We start from the raw sequence: 15,887 nt of genomic DNA on the forward strand, positions 1-15,887 counted from the left end.
CTGAGGTATGCCTGGCCTAACCCTGGGAGGTGGCGTCCCCACGGGCGGCACGGCAGTCCGCGCAGGTGCCCCACAGCTCCACGGTGTGCTCGATGTCGGAGAAGCCTTGCGCGGAAGCGACACGAGCTGCCCACGCCTCGACCGTCGGGCCGTCGATCTCGACAGCGGTGCCGCACGAGCGGCACACCAGGTGGTGGTGGTGCTCGGTCCGGGCGCACCGTCGGTACAGCGCCTCGCCGTCGTCGGTGCGCAGCACGTCGACCTCGCCACCGGCAGCGAGGGACTGCAACGTCCGGTAAACCGTGGCGAGCCCGACGGCGTCGCCGCGGTCGCGCAGCAGCTCGTGGAGCTGCTGTGCGCTGCGGAACTCGTCGGTGGTGTCCAGCGCGTCGGCGACGGCGGCACGCTGCTTGGTCATGCGCAGCTGCTGGGTCATCTCTCGCACTCTCCTGACTCGGTGGTGGTCGTCGCGACCTCGACGTCGTCGGGGATGTCGGGGTGGGGGTCTCGTGCCGGCCGACGGCGGGCCAGCAGCGGGTGCAAGCCTGCCACGACCGCGTACACCGCGATGGCGAGGACCACGATGAGGGACCCCGGGGAGACCGGGTACCAGTAGGTGATGCTGAGCCCGACGACGCAGACGACGACCCCGATGACTGATCCGACGGCCATGGTACGGCGGAACGAGTGGGTGACGAGCTGCCCGATGGCCACCGGGACGATCATCAGCGCCGAGACGAGCAGGAGTCCGACGACGCGCATGGCGACGGTCACGGTCAGCGCGGCGAGCACGGCCACCGCCATGTTGAGCGCCCAGACCGGGAGCCCGGAGGAGATCGCGAACTCCTCGTCGAGGCTCACGGAGAACAGCGCGGGACGCAGCCCGATGCCCACCACGAGGATCAGCGCGGACAGCACCACGGTGAGGACCAGGTCGGTGCTGGTCACCGTCGAGATCGACCCGAACAGATAGGCCATCAGGTTGCCCGACGAGCCGCCGGCGATGCCGATGATGAGCACGCCGCCGGCGATGCCCCCGTAGAACATGATCGCCAGGGCGAGGTCGCCCGAGGTGCGACCGCGACGTCGGACGACCTCGATGAGGACCGAGCCGACGACGGCGGCCACGACGGCACCGGGGACGGCCAGCACGTCGTTCGGGACGAGTCCCATGCCCGCACCGATGAGCCAGCCGAGCGCCACCCCGGTCAGGGCGACGTGTCCGATGCCGTCGCCCAGCAGGGCGAGGCGGCGCTGGACGAGGTAGGTGCCGACCACCGGGGCGCTGACGCCCACGAGCAGCGCCGCGACCAGGGCCCGCTGCATCAGGGGGTCGGTGAGCATGAGGCCGATCTCGCTCACGAGGTCACCTCAGTCGATCCGGTGCCGAGAGGGCCGTCGGCGAGGCCGACCTCCGTGGTCTGCACGGGCAGCTCCGAGGTGTGTGGATGGACGTGCTCGTGGCCCGCGGCGTCGTGCCCGCCGTGCGGACGGGGTGGCGCGCCGTCGTGGACGACCTTGCCGTGCCGCAGCACCACGGCGCGGGTGACGAGGTCGGCGAGCTCGCCGAGCTCGTGGACGACCACCAGCACCGTCAGGCCGCTGCGGACGAGTCGCGTCATCGTCGCGGCGAAGGCCTCCTGGCTCGGGCGGTCGACGCCGGCGACGGGCTCGTCGAGGACCAGCACCTCGGGCTCGCGGACCAGGGCCCGGGCGATGAGGACGCGCTGCTGCTGGCCGCCGGAGAGATGGCTGGTGGCGTCGTCGGCCCGGTCAGCGAGCCCGACCTGGTCGAGCGCCGCGCGGGCCCGCGCCCGCCAGCCGCGGGGCAGGACGAGACGGCGGCCGTGCAGCAGGCCGGAGGCGACGACCTCGGCGGCGGTCGACGGGACGCCCGCGGCGGCGCTGACCCGCTGGGGGACGTAGCCGACGCGCTGCCAGGGCACCCCGTTGCCGAGCGGGTGGCCGAGCAGGCTGACCTGGCCGCGCGACGGCGTCAGGACGCCGACGACGGTCCGCACGAGGGTGGACTTGCCCGACCCGTTGGCGCCGAGCAGGGCGACGACCTCGCCCGTCTCGACACGCAGGTCGACGCCGCGCAGCACGTGGCTGGCGCCCAGGTGGACGTGCACGTCCTGGGCGTCGATGACGGGGGTGGTCACGCGCAGCCCAGTCCTTCGGTGATCGCGGCGAGGTTGGTGTCCATGACAGAAATGTAGTCCGCCCCGGACTCCGCGGCGTCGGTGGACAGTCCCTCCAGCGGGTCGAGGACGGCGGTGGTCACGCCGAGGTCGTCGGCGAGGGTCTCGGCGACCTTCGGGCTGGTCAGCGTCTCGGTGAAGATGGTCTGGACGTCGTTGTCGACGACGACGTCGCCGATCTCGCGCAACCGGGCCGGGGACGGCTCGGCCTCCGGGTCGAGGGCGGAGATGCCGATCTGGTTCAGCCCGTACCGCTCGGCGAGGTAGCCGAACGCGGCGTGGCTGGTCACGAGGGTCTCGCCCTGACACGGCTCCAGCGAGGCCGCGTACTCCGTGTCGAGGTCCTCCAGGGTGGCCGCGAGCTCCGCGGCGTTCGTCGTGTAGGTGTCCGCGTTGTCGGGGTCAGCGGCGCCGAGCTGGGCGGCGACCTCGTCGGCGACGGGGATCAGCCGCGTGGGGTCGAGCCAGAGGTGGGGGTCGAGGTTGCCGTGGTCGTGCGCGTCGCCGGACTCCTCGTCCGCGTGCTCGGCGTGCTCCTCGGCGGTCTCGCCCTCGTGCTCGTCGGCGTGCTCGGCAGACCCGGGGTTCTCCTCCAGCGTGACGAGCTCGGCGGCGTCGACCACGTGCTCGGGGGCACGGGCCTCGACGGCCTCGTCGACGGCCGGCTGGAAGCCCGACTGGAAGACGACCAGGTCGGCGTCGCCCACCTCGCGCACCTGGGAGGGGGCGAGCTCGAGGTCGTGCGGCTCGGCGGCCGGGGGAGTGAGGTTGTCGACGCTCACCAGGTCGCCGCCCACCTGCTCGGCCACGTACTGCAACGGGTAGAAGGACGCGAGCACCTGCACGCCGTCGTCGCTGTCGCCACCCGGTCCGCCGTCGGCGGTGGAGCACGCCGCGAGGGCGAGCGTCAGGGGCAGGGCGGTGGCGAGCGCGAGCGGGGCACGGCGAGTCATGAGAACGATTCTCAGCCTTGGGAGGGAGCGAAGTCAAAGCGGTGGGGTGGGGCGTTCGTCACGCTACCCGGGCGCGGAGCATCAGGCCCCGCGGGGGTGGCGGCGCCCCCGCGGGGAGCGGCCCTGAGCACGTTCGCACCGCCCGGTAGGCTGGCAGACCGGCGTCGCCGTCTTTGCGAGCGCCGTCCTACCGTGCACACCCGCCCCGCAGGAGCCACCTGCGGGGTCGACCTCAGGAGTGATCCGTGGCTGCATCCGCGACCGCCCAGCTCGACGCCGTCGTCTCCCTCGCCAAGCGCCGGGGGTTCGTCTTCCAGTCCGGCGAGATCTACGGCGGGACCCGCTCCGCGTGGGACTACGGCCCCTTGGGCGTGGAGCTCAAGGACAACATCAAGCGGCAGTGGTGGAAGGCGATGACGCGCCGGCCCGACGTCGTCGGCCTGGACTCGTCCGTCATCCTGCCCACGCCCGTGTGGAAGGCCTCGGGCCACCTCGGCGCGTTCACCGACCCGCTGACCGAGTGCCTGAGCTGTCACAAGCGGTTCCGCGAGGACCAGATGATCGAGGAGTTCACCGAGCGCAAGGGCCGTGCGCCCGAGGGCGGCCTCGCCGAGATCGCCTGCCCGAACTGCGGCACCCGCGGCGAGTGGACCGAGCCGCGCGACTTCAACATGATGCTCTCGACGTACCTCGGCCCGGTCGAGGACGAGTCCGGCCGCCACTACCTGCGCCCGGAGACGGCACAGGGCATCTTCGTGAACTTCGCCAACGTGGCCGCTGCGTCCCGCCAGAAGCCGCCGTTCGGCATCGCGCAGATCGGCAAGTCGTTCCGCAACGAGATCACGCCGGGCAACTTCATCTTCCGCACCCGCGAGTTCGAGCAGATGGAGATGGAGTTCTTCGTCGAGCCGGGCACGGACGCCGAGTGGCACCAGTACTGGATCGACAACCGGATGGCCTGGTACACCGACCTGGGCATCGACCCGGAGAACCTGCGCCTGTACGAGCACCCCGAGGACAAGCTTTCGCACTACTCGACCCGCACCGTGGACATCGAGTACCGCTTCGGGTTCACCGGCAGCGAGTGGGGCGAGCTCGAGGGCATCGCGAACCGCACCGATTTCGACCTCAGCACGCACGCGAAGCACTCGGGCAAGGACCTGATGTACCGAGACCCCGTGACGAACGAGAAGTACTTCCCGTACGTCATCGAGCCGGCCGCGGGCCTGACGCGGTCGCTCATGGCGTTCCTCATCGAGGCCTACGCCGAGGACGAGGCGCCCAACACCAAGGGCGGCGTCGACAAGCGCACCGTGCTGCGCCTCGACAAGCGCATCGCACCGGTCAAGGCCGCGGTGCTGCCGCTGTCCAAGAGCGCCGACCTGCTGCCCACCGCGGACAAGCTCGCCGCCGAGCTGCGCCAGCACTGGAACGTGGACCACGACGTCACCCAGGCGATCGGCAAGCGGTACCGCCGTCAGGACGAGATCGGCACGCCGTACTGCGTGACGGTCGACTTCGACACCCTCGAGGACCAGGCCGTCACGATCCGTGACCGCGACACCATGGCGCAGGAGCGCGTGGCGCTGGACCAGGTCGCGGGCTATCTCGCCCAGCGGATGCCCGGCGTCTGAGCCCGAGCCGGACGCACGAACGGGGGACCGCCCAGGCGGGCGGCCCCCCGTTCTGCTCCCGCGAGCGGGAGCACGTCGTAGCGACGGTCAGGTCTTGGCGCGCCTCATGAGCGCCAGCACCAGGCTGACGACCAGGACAACGACACCGATCCAGAGCAGGAACTGCCCGATCTCGGTCGCGATGCCGAGAACGACCAGCACCACGCCGATCAAGATCAGAATCAGCCAGAGGGGCATGTCGACCTCCTTCGTCCGTCACGACAGGTTTTGTCGCGACATGTTCCGAACATGTCACAGCCTCGCCGTGCTGGCACGTCGGGAGCTGCCGAGCCGGTGGGACGACTCAGGCGGACGTCGATCGACCAGGCGTCACCACGGGACCGTGCCGAGCGCGTCGAGGAACTGCCCGGTCGGTCCGTCGGCCGTGAGAGTCGCCGCTCGGACGACGCTGCGGGCGCCCTCCTCGACCGTCTGGACCCCCTGGTGGCCGTTGAGGTCGGTCGCGGTGTAGCCGGGGTCCACGGCGTTGACCTGGATCCCGGGAAGGCTCCGGGCGTACTGGCTGGTGACCATGTTCAGGGCGGCCTTCGACGACGGGTAGGTGATCGAGGCGAACTGAGACTCCACCGTGTCGGGCTCGGTTGTGCGGGCGAACGAGCCCAGGCCGCTCGACACCATGACGACGCGGGGTTGCTCCGCGGCGCTAAGCAGTGGCAGGAACGTGTGCGTGGTCCGCACGGGGCCGAGCACGTTGACGCCGAAGACGTCGAGGAAGTGTGCGGGCAGCGTCTCGGGCGGCGCGACGAGCTCACCGCTGATACCGGCGTTGTTCACCAGGACGTCCAGTCGGCCGCTCTCGGCGGCCACCGCGGCGGCGGCGTCGGTGACGGAGTCGTCGCGCGTGACGTCCAGGCTGAGCGCGCGGACGTCGCCGCCCAGCTCGGCCGCGACCGTCCGCCCGACGGCGAGGTCGCGTGCGCCCAGCCAGACGGTCCAGCCGAGCGCGGCGAGGCGGCGTGCGGTCTCACGGCCGATGCCGCGGGTGGCGCCGGTGACGAGGGCGACGGTGGCGGCGCCCGTGGGGGTGGGGTGGGGTGCGGAGGTGTTCTCGGTGTCCATGCCAGCACCGTCGCCGGTCCACGCCCGCCGCACCAGGGAGGGTCCAGCCTGGGAGCGCCCGTACCTGGCTGAGCCCGACGTCCCGGCTCTCCGTACGCCATGCTGGGGTCATGGACCGCATCGAGCTCGGCACGCTGCTGCGCCGCTCGCGCGAGCGCCTCGCACCCGCCGACGTGGGGCTGCCACCGGGCGCCCGCCGGCGGACGCCCGGCCTGCGCCGGGAGGAGGTCGCCCAGCTGGCGGGCGTCAGCGCGGACTACGTCGTGCGGCTCGAGCAGGGTCGGGGCAGTCACCCGTCCACCCAGGTGCTGATCGCCCTGGCCCGCGCGCTGCGGCTCGACGCCGACGAGCAGGAGCTGCTCTTCCACCTGGCGGGCAGCGCGCCACTGCCGGCCGACGTCGTCGACCTGTCCGTGCGGTCGAGCGTCCGGCGCATCATCGACCGGCTCGCTGAGCAGCCGGCGCTGGTCATCAGCGCCAAGGGCGACATCCTCGCCTGGAACGCAGCAGCGTCGGCGCTCTTCGGCGACTGGTCCCGGTTGCCGGCGCGCGAACGGAACATCGTGCGGATCCGGTTCCTCGGTACGCAGGCACAGGTGCGCCTGAGCGCCGTCGCCATGACGGACGAGGAGCGAGCGGTCACCGACGTGCAGGCGGTGGCGAGCCTGCGGTCGACGCTGGCCAAGTATCCGCGCGACGTCCGGGTGCGCGAGCTGGTCGACGAGCTCCGGGCCAGCAGCGAGGAGTTCGCACGTCTGTGGGAGTCGGGCGCGACGGGACACTGGCGCAGCCACCGGAAGACCATCGTGCACCCGGCGCTCGGTCCGTTGACCCTGGACTGCGACACGCTCGTGTATCCGGACGGCGACCAGTCGGTGATCGTCTACTCGGCGGCGCCCGGAACGGCGGAGGCCGAGGCGCTCTCCTTCCTCCAGGTGGTCGGACCCACCGAGCTCGGTACGGTCGTCGGCTGACGACGCGGCCTGGCGCCCCGCGGCCGCTCCGGTGGCTCGATTCGTCAGGCGCTTCTCGGGACCGCAGACTGTCCGGATGGACCTGCTCAACGACTGGATCCTCGCCGGCGGCGACGTCCTCTGGACCTGGATCGTGCTGCCCGTCGTGGCGGTGCTCGGCATCTACTTCACGGTGCGCAGCGGGGTGGTGCAGGTCCGCCTGCTGCCCGAGATGTTCCGCACCCTGACGGACCCGGCGCCGAAGGACGAGAACGGCCGGGCGCAGTCGGTCTCGGCGTTCGGTGCGTTCACCGTCTCCGCGGCCTCGCGCGTCGGGGTCGGCAACATCGCGGGCGTCGGCACGGCGATCGCGGTGGGCGGCGCCGGAGCGGTCTTCTGGATGTGGCTCATGGCGTTCGTGGGTGGTGCCTCGGCGTTCGTCGAGTCGTCCCTGGCCCAGCTCTTCAAGACGCGCGACGCGGACGGGTTCCGCGGCGGTCCGGCCTACTACATGCAGCGCGGGCTCAAGGCACGGTGGATGGGCGTCCTGTTCGCCGTCATCCTCATCCTCTGCTTCCCGTTCGCCTTCTCGTCGCTGCAGGCCAACACGATCACCGCCACGGTGGCCTCCACCGTCGGGGTCGAGGGTGGTGGCGCACTCGCCTGGGGCGTCGGCATCGTGCTGGCCGCTCTCACGGGCATGGTGATCTTCGGTGGCGTCCGGCGCATCGCGCACGTCACGCAGGCCGTGGTGCCGACGATGGCGCTCGTCTACCTGCTCGCGGGGCTGGTGGTCGTCGCGATGAACGCCGAGCGGATCCCCGACGTCGTCGCCATGATCTTCACCGATGCGTTCGGGTTCAACGAGGTGCTCGGCGCCACGCTCGGCACGGTCATCATGCAGGGCGTCAAGCGCGGCATGTTCTCCAACGAGGCGGGCCTCGGATCCGCACCGAACGCCGGCGCGACGGCGGCGGTGACCCATCCGGTCAAGCAGGGGCTGGTCCAGTCGCTCGGCGTCTACTTCGACACGTTCGTCGTCTGCTCGGTGACGGCGTTCATCATCCTGGTCACCGGCCCGGACCTGGCGAACGCCGCCCCGGGGATCACCCTGACGCAGGAGGCGTTCGTGGCCGGCCTCGGCACCTGGGCGAACGGGCTGCTGACGGTCATCATCTTCCTGCTCGCCTTCAGCTCGATCCTCGGCAACTACTACTACGGCGAGTCCAACATCGAGTTCATCACGGGGTCCCGCCCTGTGCTGCAGGGGTACCGCGCCCTCGTGGTGCTGGCGGTCCTCGGCGGCTCGGTCGCCTCGTCGAACCTGGTCTGGAACACAGCCGACGGCATCATGGGGCTCATGGCACTGGTCAACCTCGTCGCGATCGCGCTGCTGTCCGGGATCGTGTGGAAGCTGCTGGCGGACTACCTGCAGCAGCGTCGCGGCGGCCGTGACCCCGTCTTCACCCGGGACCGGCTGCCCGGTGTCGCGGGGATCGAGTGCTGGGAGGACGAACGCGCGGTGACCGGTGTCACGCCGGTCGTGCAGGCGTAGCCCCCGCCACCGCCCCGGCAGGTTTGCGACAATGGCGGATGTGACTTCCACGCTCGAACCCGTCAGCACGACGACGCCGCAGCCCACCTCCACGACCGGGGCTCCGTCGTCGGGCACGCAGGTGCTGCCCGCGCTGCAGATCGGGCCGATCACCGTCGGCACACCCGTCGTGCTCGCGCCGATGGCCGGCGTCACCAACCGCGCCTTCCGCACGCTGTGCCGCGAGGCAGGCCGCTCCACGGGGTTCGACCCGGGGCTCTACGTCGCGGAGATGGTCACGAGCCGTGCGCTGGTCGAACGGAACCCGGAGGCGCTGCGCATCGTCACCTTCGGCGAGGACGAGACGCCGCGCTCGGCGCAGGTCTACGGCGTCGACCCGGCCACCGTCGGCGCGGCGGTGAAGATCATCGCCAGCGAGGACCGCGCGGACCACGTCGACCTCAACTTCGGCTGCCCGGTGCCCAAAGTCACCCGCAAGGGTGGTGGCTCGGCGCTGCCCTGGAAGAAGCAGCTCTTCACCGACATCGTGCGCGCCGCCGTCGACGCCGCCGAGCCGTACGGCATCCCGGTGACCGTCAAGATGCGCAAGGGCATCGACGACGACCACCTGACCTACCTCGACGCCGGCCGCACCGCCGAGTCCCTCGGGGTGGCCGCCGTCGCGCTGCACGCCCGCACCGCGGCCGAGCACTACTCCGGCACGGCCGACTGGTCTGCCATCGCTCGTCTCAAGGAAGCGGTGACCACGGTCCCGGTGCTCGGCAACGGCGACATCTGGGCCGCCGAGGACGCGCTGCGGATGGTTCGCGAGACCGGCGCCGACGGCGTCGTCGTCGGCCGGGGCTGCCAGGGCCGCCCGTGGCTGTTCGCCGACCTGGCCGCCGCCTTCAACGGCTCCGACCAGCGGGTGCGCCCCGGCCTGCGCGAGGTCGCCGAGACGATCTACCGCCACGGCGAGCTGATGATCTCCTACTACGACGGCGACGAGTCCAAGGGCATGCGGGACCTGCGCAAGCACATGGCCTGGTACCTCAAGGGCTACGCCGTCGGGGGCGAGACCCGCCGTGCGCTCGCCATGGTGTCCTCTCTCGAGGAGCTGCGCGCGCACCTCGACGCGCTCGACCTCACGCTCGGCTACCCCGGGGTCGACGCCGAAGGGCCGCGGGGGCGCGCCGGCTCGCCCAAGAAGCCGCACCTGCCCTACGGCTGGCTGGACTCGCGCGAGCTCGACGCCGAGTTCGAGGCGAAGCTGCGCGAGGCCGAGCTCAGCGTCTCGGGGGGATGAGCGCACCGGGCGGATTGCGGCCCGGCCCCTGGACGGGATCCGGGCGGGGCGGGTCAGTCGAGGCGGGTGAATGTCGCCTCGTAGGCCCCGTCGGGCTCGCGCTGGACCATCGTCTCGCCGTCGCACGTGTAGGTGACCGTGTCGCCGGCGGCCGACGGCGGCTCGTACGTCTCGGTGAACCCCGCCACCTCCCGGTCCACGGTCACCTCGGAGTGGTCGGTCGCGGTGAACTCCAGCGTGCCGTCGTCCGTGACGAGCCTGTCCGTGGACGTCCCGCTCCAGGTGTCCGTGATCGTGCCCACGCTCATCGCGCCGGTCACCGGGTCGGCGTCGTCGTAGGTGACGACCTCGCTGCCGTCCTCGGCGATCTCGAGCACGCGGCCGTCCCACCCGGTGACCTCGACGTCCTCGCCGAGCAGGTCCCAGGTGTCGGTCATGGTGGTCTGCTCCCAGCGGCCCACGAGGCAGGGGTCGAGCGTCGGCGGCACCGGCGACTGCGCGTCCACCGATGACGTGCTGGGTGACGTGCTCGGCGAGGCGGTCGGTGTCGTCGTCGCGGGCGCCGACGGCGTGCTCCCGGTGAGCGGCCAGCCCGTCGCGAGCGCGACACCGCCGCCCACGACGACGACCGGGGCGGCGACCGCCGCGACGACCATGCCCGTGCGCCGGCGGGGCGGGGCGGTGTGGCTCGGGGCCGCCGCCGGCTCCGCCACGGCGGCCGGACCGGCGGCCCCCGGCACCTGGGTGTCGTCGGCGGGGGAGTCGTCGACCGGCTGCGGGTCGGCGAGGAACGGGACCTCCGCGACGGGTGGCGCCGAGAGGTGAGGGTGTGGCCCGGGCAGTCCCGGCTGGGCGGCGAGCACCTCGGCGACGGTGGGGCGGTCCGCCGGGTCCTTGGCGAGACAGGCCTCGACGAAGGGGCGCAGGAACGGTGGGCAGTCGTCGAGGCGTGGCTCCTCGTGCACGACCCGGTAGTACATGATGTCGGGACGGCCCTCGCCGAAGGGGCGCTGCCCGGTCGCCGCGAAGAAGGCCACCCCGCCGAGCGCCCAGATGTCGGTGGCGGCGGTGGGCTCGTCGACCTTCGCCTGCTCGGGTGCCATGAAGACCGGCGTGCCGAGCTGCATCCCGGTCATCGTCAGGGACGTCGAGTCGGCAGCGCGTGCGATCCCCATGTCGATGAGGCGTGGACCGTCGGGTCCGAGCAGCACGTTCGCCGGCTTGAGGTCGCGGTGGACGAGGTCGGCCCGGTGGACGTCGTGGAGCGCTCCGGCGAGGTGTGCCACGAGCAGCCGCACCTCCGGCTCGGCGAGCGGCCCGCCGTCGGCCACGCGCGCGGCGAGGGTGGGGCCGGAAACGTACTCGGTGGCGAGCCAGGGCGCCGGGCCGTCGAGGTCCGCGTCGACGAGCGCCGCCGTGAAGCGGCTGCGCACCCGTTGCGCGGCGGCGGCCTCCCGGCGGAAGCGGGTCCGGAACTCGGGGTCCTGGGCGTACTCCGGGCGGACCACCTTGATCGCTACCCGCGCTCCTGCCCGGGTCTCACCGAGGTAGACCAGTCCCATGCCGCCGCGACCGATCCTGCCCACGACCCGCAGGGCACCGAGGGAGCGCGGGTCGGTAGGCACGAGCGGTGTGACGCCGCGCGGCAGCGCTTCACCTGGACTGCTCACGGGCAACAGGCCCCCGGTCGGAGTGGTCGGACACGGGTGTGACACCAGGAGGCTACCGACTCACCCGCTCCGCACCGTCATCCGGAGGTGACGAAGCGGCCGGGTCGGCGCCGGTGGACGGCGACCCGGCCGCTTCGCCTCAGCCCCGCAGCCAGACGGTGGTGTCCGCCGGGAGCACGCCGTCCTCGAGCGGTCCGGAGGCCAGCAGGATCTCGGCGTCGGGCAGGTCGACGGCCGTCGAGGAGAGGTTGGCGACGACGGCGACCCCCCGGTTGGCGAAGGCGACGACGTCGGGGGAGTCGGCCCAGGCGTCGAGCCAGCGGAGCCCCCCGTGCCCGAGGCCTTCGGCGCGGCGGGTGGTCAGGGCCGCCCGGTACAGCTCGAACGTGGAGCCGTCCACGCCGTACTGGGTGTCCGCGGCGTAGCGGCGGTAGGACTCGGGCTGGGGGAGCCAGGTGGCGCCGGTCGGTCCGAACCCGTAGCCGGGGGCGTCCGCGTGCCACGGCAGGGGGACGCGGCAGCCGTCCCGGCCCGCCTCGGCGCCGTGCGTGCGGAAGTGACCGGGGTCCTGGCGCACCTCGTCGGGCATCGTCGTGTGCTCGGGCAGACCGAGCTCCTCGCCCTGGTACAGGTACGCGGAGCCGGGCAGCCCCAGCATGAGGAGCGACGCGGCGCGCGCACGGCGCAGGCCGAGCTCCTCGTCGGGCTGCGGGTCGCCGGGGAAGACGCCGTTGGGCCGGACGCCCGGGTCGGGCAGTCCCAGCCGGGTGGCGTGCCGCACGACGTCGTGGTTGGACAGCACCCAGGTCGTGGGCGCGCCGACCTCGTCGTTCGCGCGGTACGACGCCGTGATCACCCGACGCAGCGCGGCCGCGTCCCACGCGGTGGTCAGGAACGAGAAGTTGAACGCCTGGTGCATCTCGTCGGGGCGCACGTACCGGGCCAGCCGGGACAGCGGCTCCACCCAGGCCTCCGCGACCAGGCAGCGGTCGCCGTCGTACCCGGCGAGGACCTGGTGCCACGAGCGGTAGATCTCGTGCACGCCCTCCTGGTCGAACATAGGGCCCTGGTTGCCGGCGCCGGTGGACCCGTCCTCGGGGGCGCCGGGGTCGGTGGGCTGGTCGTCGCTGCTGCCGCCGTCGACCATCGAGACGTGACCGTGCCAGTCGGGCAGGCCCTCGGCCTTGACCATGCCGTGCGCGACGTCCACGCGGAACCCGTCGACCCCACGGTCGAGCCAGAAGCGCAGCACGTCCTCGAACTCCGTGCGCACCTCGGGGTGGTTCCAGTCGAGGTCGGGCTGGGAGGAGTCGAACAGGTGCAGGTACCACTGGCCGTCCGGGACGCGGGTCCAGGCGGCGCCGCCGAAGATCGACTGCCAGTTGTTCGGCGGCTGCTCGCCGGCGGGGCCGCGGCCGTCGCGGAAGATGTATCGCGCGCGCTCCGGCGAGCCGGGAGCGGCGGCCAGCGCCTGCTGGAACCAGACGTGCTGGTCGGAGGTGTGGTTCGGCACCAGGTCCACGATGACGCGCATGCCGCGCTCGTGGGCGCCGGCGAGCATCGCGTCGAAGTCGTCGAGCGTGCCGAACAGCGGGTCGACGTCGCGGTAGTCGGCGACGTCGTAGCCCGCGTCCTTCTGCGGGGAGCGGTAGAACGGCGAGAGCCAGACGGCGTCGATGCCCAGGGTCCGCAGGTGGTCGAGCCGCGCCGTGATGCCCGGGATGTCGCCGATGCCGTCGCCGTCGGCGTCGGCGAAGGACCGCGGGTAGACCTGGTAGATCACGGCGTCGCGCCACCACTCGCGGGCGGTGTCGGACCCGACGTGCACGGTGCCGTCGGTGGTGAGCGACGTGGACGTCGCGGTGGTCGGCTCGGTGGTGGCCATGGGGTCCTCGATGAGTCGGCGGGTGGGTACGGCGGTCGAGTGTATGCCTTGCTGCAAGGTTTTCAACGCGGGCCGCGACGCCTGTCGGGCGTGTCGTACCCGACGACCAGCCTGCTCGGGCCGCCGGACCGGTGCAAGCGGTGACTCAGGTGCGCGGTGCGACGCCGGTGGAGCCGCGCACGACCAGCTCCGGGGCGAACAGCAGCTCGGTGCGCGGAGCCTGGTCCCCGCCGATCTCGGTGAGCAGCGCGCTGACCGCCGCGTGCGCCATGGCCTCGACCGGCTGGCGGACCGTGGTCAGCGGCGGCTCGGTGAAGGCGATGAGCGGGGCGTCGTCGTACCCGACGACCGAGACGTCCTCGGGGACCCGCAGGCCGCGGGCGCGCGCCGCGCGCACCACGCCCAGGGCCATGAGGTCCGAGCCGCACACGACGGCGGTGTGCCCGGACGCGAACAGCTCACCACCGGCGGCCTGCCCGCCCTCCAGGGTGTAGAGCGTGCTCGTCACGTGCCGGCGGGCCTCCGCCTCGTCGGCCGCGAGGCCGTGTCGCACCAGCGCCGCGGTGAAGGCGCCCAGCTTGCGCTGCGCGGGCACGTACCGTTCGGGACCGATGGCCAGACCGATGCTGCGGTGACCGAGCGTGACGAGGTGCTGGACGGCGACGTCGACGCTCGCGACGTCGTCGGGAGAGACGAATGGTGCGTCGATCCCGGGGGCGTACCCGTTGACGAGCACGATGGGGATGCCCTGACCTCGCAGCAGCTCGTAGCGCGTGTGGTCCGCCCGCGTGTCGGCGTGCAGCCCGGAGATGAAGACGATGCCGTCGACGGAGTGGTCGACCAGCGTCGAGACGTACTCGTCCTCGGTGGTGCCCCCGGGGGCCTGCGTGCACAGCAGCGGCGTGTAGCCGTGCTGGGCGAGGATCGACTCGACGGCCTGGGCGAACGCGGGGAAGACCGGGTTGGTGAGCTCCGGCACGACCAGCCCCACGAGCCCGGCCGAGCGTGCGCGCAGCGCGGTCGGTCGTTCGTAGCCGAGGACGTCGAGAGCGGCCAGGACGGACTGTCGGGTCGAGCTGGCGACCCCCGGCTTGCCGTTGAGCACGCGCGAGACCGTGGCGGTGGAGACCCCGGCCTGCTCGGCCAGGTCGCTCAGTCGGGTGCGCACGCCGCTGATCGTAGGGGACAACGGACCTCCTCGTCCTGTGCCGCCCGCCGGTCGGACGCGCGGCGCGACGTCGTGTTGCAGAAACGTTATTGCAAGATCTTGCAAAACGCGACCATACCTCTTAAGTTCATCCCTCAGCAGGGCCCACCGGCGCGTACGCCACCGGGCCATCCGACTCATGCTGGGAGTACCACGATGCGACGGAGCATCCTTCTTGCCTCCGCCCTGGTCACCACGCTCGCCCTGACGGCGTGCGGCGGGACCGACGACACCGGCGAGGCGACCGATGCCGGCGACGCGGCCACGGGCGACGAGACGGCGGCCGCCGACGCGACGGGTGCCGGCGGCACGCTGACGGTCTGGGTCGACGAGACCCGCCAGGCCGCGGTCGAGTCCGCCGCGGCGGACTTCGAGGCGGAGACCGGCGCCGAGGTCGAGCTGGTGCTCAAGCCGTTCGAGGACATCCGCGCCGACTTCGTCGCCCAGGTCCCCACCGGCGAGGGCCCCGACGTCACCGTCGGCGCGCACGACTGGCTCGGCGAGCTGAGCACCAACGGCGTGGTCGCCCCCGTCGAGCTCGGCGACAAGGCCGCGGAGTTCGAGGAAGTCGCCGTCCAGGCGTTCACCGCCGACGGCCAGGTCTACGGCCTGCCCTACGCGATCGAGAACATCGCCCTGATCCGCAACACCGAGCTGACCGATGCCGCGCCCGCCACGTGGGACGACGCGATCGCCGCCGGCGAGGACGCCGACACCAAGTTCCCCTTCCTCATCCAGTCCGACGGGGAGAACGGCGACCCGTACACGTACTACCCGTTCCAGACGTCGTTCGGCGCCCCGGTCTTCGAGCAGAACGCCGACGGCTCCTACACCCCGGAGCTGGCGATGGGCGGCGAGAACGGCGAGGCGTACGCCCAGTGGCTCGCCGAGCAGGGCGAGGCCGGCAACCTCACCATCGACACCACCTACGACATCGCGGTCGAGGCGTTCGCCAAGGGGCAGTCGCCGTTCATCGTGGGCGGGCCGTGGATGCTGGAGCAGTTCGCCGACCTGGACCTCGCCATCGACCCGGTCCCGGCCGCTGGTGACCAGCCCGCGCAGCCGTTCGTCGGCGTGCAGGGCTTCTACGTCAGTGCGAAGAGCGAGAACACGCTGCTCGCGAACGACTTCCTCGTCAACTACCTGTCCACCGAGGAGGCGCAGACGGCGCTCTTCGAGGCGGGCGGGCGCCCGCCGGCCCTGACCGCCGCCGCCGACGCCGCGTCGTCCGACCCGATCGTCGCGGGCTTCCGCGAGGTCGGCGCCGACGCCGTGCCGATGCCCTCCATCCCCGAGATGGGTTCCGTGTGGGCCTTCTGGGGCGTCACCGAGGCCGGCATCATCTCGGGCAAGGCCGAGCCGGCCGAGGCCTGGAACAAGATGATCTCGGACATCGAAGGGGCCCTCGGCTCCTGACGTACCAGC

The 15,887-nt window shown here is 72.2% G+C and carries 14 protein-coding genes; 5 read left to right on the top strand and 9 right to left on the bottom strand.

Annotated features, from left to right (window positions below; all coding sequences use genetic code 11):
• Nucleotides 1-16: 16 nt before the first annotated feature.
• The 4 genes from AC3RJ8_RS06700 to AC3RJ8_RS06715 are packed head-to-tail and all read right to left on the bottom strand — an operon-like array spanning nucleotide 17 to nucleotide 3,154.
• Nucleotides 17-436 carry a Fur family transcriptional regulator gene (locus AC3RJ8_RS06700; RefSeq protein ID WP_489715134.1) on the bottom strand — a complete coding sequence of 140 codons (420 nt, stop codon included), beginning with the start codon at nucleotides 434-436 and terminating at the stop codon, nucleotides 17-19.
• Nucleotides 433-1,344 (bottom strand): metal ABC transporter permease, encoded by a 912-nt coding sequence (locus AC3RJ8_RS06705; RefSeq protein ID WP_489715596.1) that lies wholly within the window; start codon nucleotides 1,342-1,344, stop codon nucleotides 433-435. The genes AC3RJ8_RS06700 and AC3RJ8_RS06705 overlap by 4 nt, the downstream gene beginning before the upstream one ends.
• 14 nt (nucleotides 1,345-1,358) lie before the next feature.
• Nucleotides 1,359-2,162: a metal ABC transporter ATP-binding protein gene (locus AC3RJ8_RS06710; protein WP_489715135.1), complete on the bottom strand. Its 804-nt coding sequence runs from the start codon at nucleotides 2,160-2,162 to the stop codon at nucleotides 1,359-1,361.
• Nucleotides 2,159-3,154, bottom strand: a complete 996-nt coding sequence (locus tag AC3RJ8_RS06715; RefSeq protein WP_489715136.1) for a metal ABC transporter solute-binding protein, Zn/Mn family — start codon at nucleotides 3,152-3,154, stop codon at nucleotides 2,159-2,161. Before AC3RJ8_RS06715 ends, AC3RJ8_RS06710 begins: the two co-directional genes overlap by 4 nt.
• 245 nt (nucleotides 3,155-3,399) lie before the next feature.
• On the opposite strand from AC3RJ8_RS06715, the gene AC3RJ8_RS06720 reads away from it, so the two are divergent.
• On the top strand, nucleotides 3,400-4,788 hold the full coding sequence (locus AC3RJ8_RS06720; protein ID WP_489715137.1) for a glycine--tRNA ligase: 1,389 nt from the start codon (nucleotides 3,400-3,402) through the stop codon (nucleotides 4,786-4,788).
• Nucleotides 4,789-4,875: 87 nt separating this feature from the next.
• Here AC3RJ8_RS06720 and AC3RJ8_RS06725 read toward each other — a convergent pair whose 3' ends face one another.
• Both AC3RJ8_RS06725 and AC3RJ8_RS06730 read right to left on the bottom strand, forming a co-directional pair.
• Nucleotides 4,876-5,025, bottom strand: a complete 150-nt coding sequence (locus tag AC3RJ8_RS06725) for a hypothetical protein (RefSeq protein WP_407317391.1) — start codon at nucleotides 5,023-5,025, stop codon at nucleotides 4,876-4,878.
• 132 nt (nucleotides 5,026-5,157) lie between these two features.
• The gene (locus AC3RJ8_RS06730) at nucleotides 5,158-5,907 is read right to left on the bottom strand and encodes an SDR family NAD(P)-dependent oxidoreductase (protein ID WP_489715138.1); all 750 of its coding nucleotides are present in this window, start codon (nucleotides 5,905-5,907) and stop codon (nucleotides 5,158-5,160) included.
• Nucleotides 5,908-6,017: 110 nt separating this feature from the next.
• On the opposite strand from AC3RJ8_RS06730, the gene AC3RJ8_RS06735 reads away from it, so the two are divergent.
• The 3 genes from AC3RJ8_RS06735 (at nucleotide 6,018) to dusB (ending at nucleotide 9,700) form a co-directional block, all read left to right on the top strand.
• Nucleotides 6,018-6,881, top strand: coding sequence for a helix-turn-helix domain-containing protein (locus AC3RJ8_RS06735; protein WP_489715139.1), 864 nt, complete (start codon nucleotides 6,018-6,020; stop codon nucleotides 6,879-6,881).
• 76 nt (nucleotides 6,882-6,957) lie between these two features.
• On the top strand, nucleotides 6,958-8,415 hold the full coding sequence (locus AC3RJ8_RS06740; RefSeq protein ID WP_489715140.1) for an alanine/glycine:cation symporter family protein: 1,458 nt from the start codon (nucleotides 6,958-6,960) through the stop codon (nucleotides 8,413-8,415).
• Nucleotides 8,416-8,446: 31 nt separating this feature from the next.
• Nucleotides 8,447-9,700 carry a tRNA dihydrouridine synthase DusB gene (gene dusB, locus AC3RJ8_RS06745; protein ID WP_489715141.1) on the top strand — a complete coding sequence of 418 codons (1,254 nt, stop codon included), beginning with the start codon at nucleotides 8,447-8,449 and terminating at the stop codon, nucleotides 9,698-9,700.
• 53 nt (nucleotides 9,701-9,753) lie between these two features.
• On the opposite strand, the gene AC3RJ8_RS06750 is transcribed toward dusB, so the two are convergent.
• The 3 genes from AC3RJ8_RS06750 to AC3RJ8_RS06760 form a co-directional block, all read right to left on the bottom strand.
• On the bottom strand, nucleotides 9,754-11,325 hold the full coding sequence (locus tag AC3RJ8_RS06750; protein ID WP_489715142.1) for a serine/threonine-protein kinase: 1,572 nt from the start codon (nucleotides 11,323-11,325) through the stop codon (nucleotides 9,754-9,756).
• A gap of 184 nt (nucleotides 11,326-11,509) precedes the next feature.
• The gene (locus tag AC3RJ8_RS06755; protein WP_489715143.1) at nucleotides 11,510-13,255 is read right to left on the bottom strand and encodes a glycoside hydrolase family 13 protein; all 1,746 of its coding nucleotides are present in this window, start codon (nucleotides 13,253-13,255) and stop codon (nucleotides 11,510-11,512) included.
• A 145-nt stretch (nucleotides 13,256-13,400) separates the two neighbouring features.
• Nucleotides 13,401-14,423, bottom strand: a complete 1,023-nt coding sequence (locus tag AC3RJ8_RS06760) for a LacI family DNA-binding transcriptional regulator (RefSeq protein WP_489715144.1) — start codon at nucleotides 14,421-14,423, stop codon at nucleotides 13,401-13,403.
• A gap of 195 nt (nucleotides 14,424-14,618) precedes the next feature.
• Between AC3RJ8_RS06760 and AC3RJ8_RS06765 the strand changes: the two genes are divergently transcribed.
• A complete protein-coding gene (locus tag AC3RJ8_RS06765; protein ID WP_489715145.1) occupies nucleotides 14,619-15,878 on the top strand; it encodes a sugar ABC transporter substrate-binding protein in 1,260 nt (419 codons plus the stop codon).
• Nucleotides 15,879-15,887: the final 9 nt, after the last annotated feature.

It is taken from the genome of Isoptericola sp. MSGPD8_1_ISO-PGPR-S23-394, assembly GCF_058072785.1.

Bases quoted from the DNA above. Each gene is read 5' to 3' on its own strand.
- AC3RJ8_RS06765 (WP_489715145.1), top strand. From the start codon at position 14,619: ATGCGACGGAGCATCCTTCTTGCCTCCGCCCTGGTCACCACGCTCGCC.
- dusB (WP_489715141.1), top strand. From the start codon at position 8,447: ATGGCGGATGTGACTTCCACGCTCGAACCCGTCAGCACGACGACGCCG.
- AC3RJ8_RS06755 (WP_489715143.1), bottom strand. From the start codon at position 13,255: ATGGCCACCACCGAGCCGACCACCGCGACGTCCACGTCGCTCACCACC.
- AC3RJ8_RS06730 (WP_489715138.1), bottom strand. From the start codon at position 5,907: ATGGACACCGAGAACACCTCCGCACCCCACCCCACCCCCACGGGCGCC.
- AC3RJ8_RS06705 (WP_489715596.1), bottom strand. From the start codon at position 1,344: ATGCTCACCGACCCCCTGATGCAGCGGGCCCTGGTCGCGGCGCTGCTC.
- AC3RJ8_RS06715 (WP_489715136.1), bottom strand. From the start codon at position 3,154: ATGACTCGCCGTGCCCCGCTCGCGCTCGCCACCGCCCTGCCCCTGACG.
- AC3RJ8_RS06700 (WP_489715134.1), bottom strand. From the start codon at position 436: ATGACCCAGCAGCTGCGCATGACCAAGCAGCGTGCCGCCGTCGCCGAC.
- AC3RJ8_RS06735 (WP_489715139.1), top strand. From the start codon at position 6,018: ATGGACCGCATCGAGCTCGGCACGCTGCTGCGCCGCTCGCGCGAGCGC.
- AC3RJ8_RS06740 (WP_489715140.1), top strand. From the start codon at position 6,958: ATGGACCTGCTCAACGACTGGATCCTCGCCGGCGGCGACGTCCTCTGG.
- AC3RJ8_RS06725 (WP_407317391.1), bottom strand. From the start codon at position 5,025: ATGCCCCTCTGGCTGATTCTGATCTTGATCGGCGTGGTGCTGGTCGTT.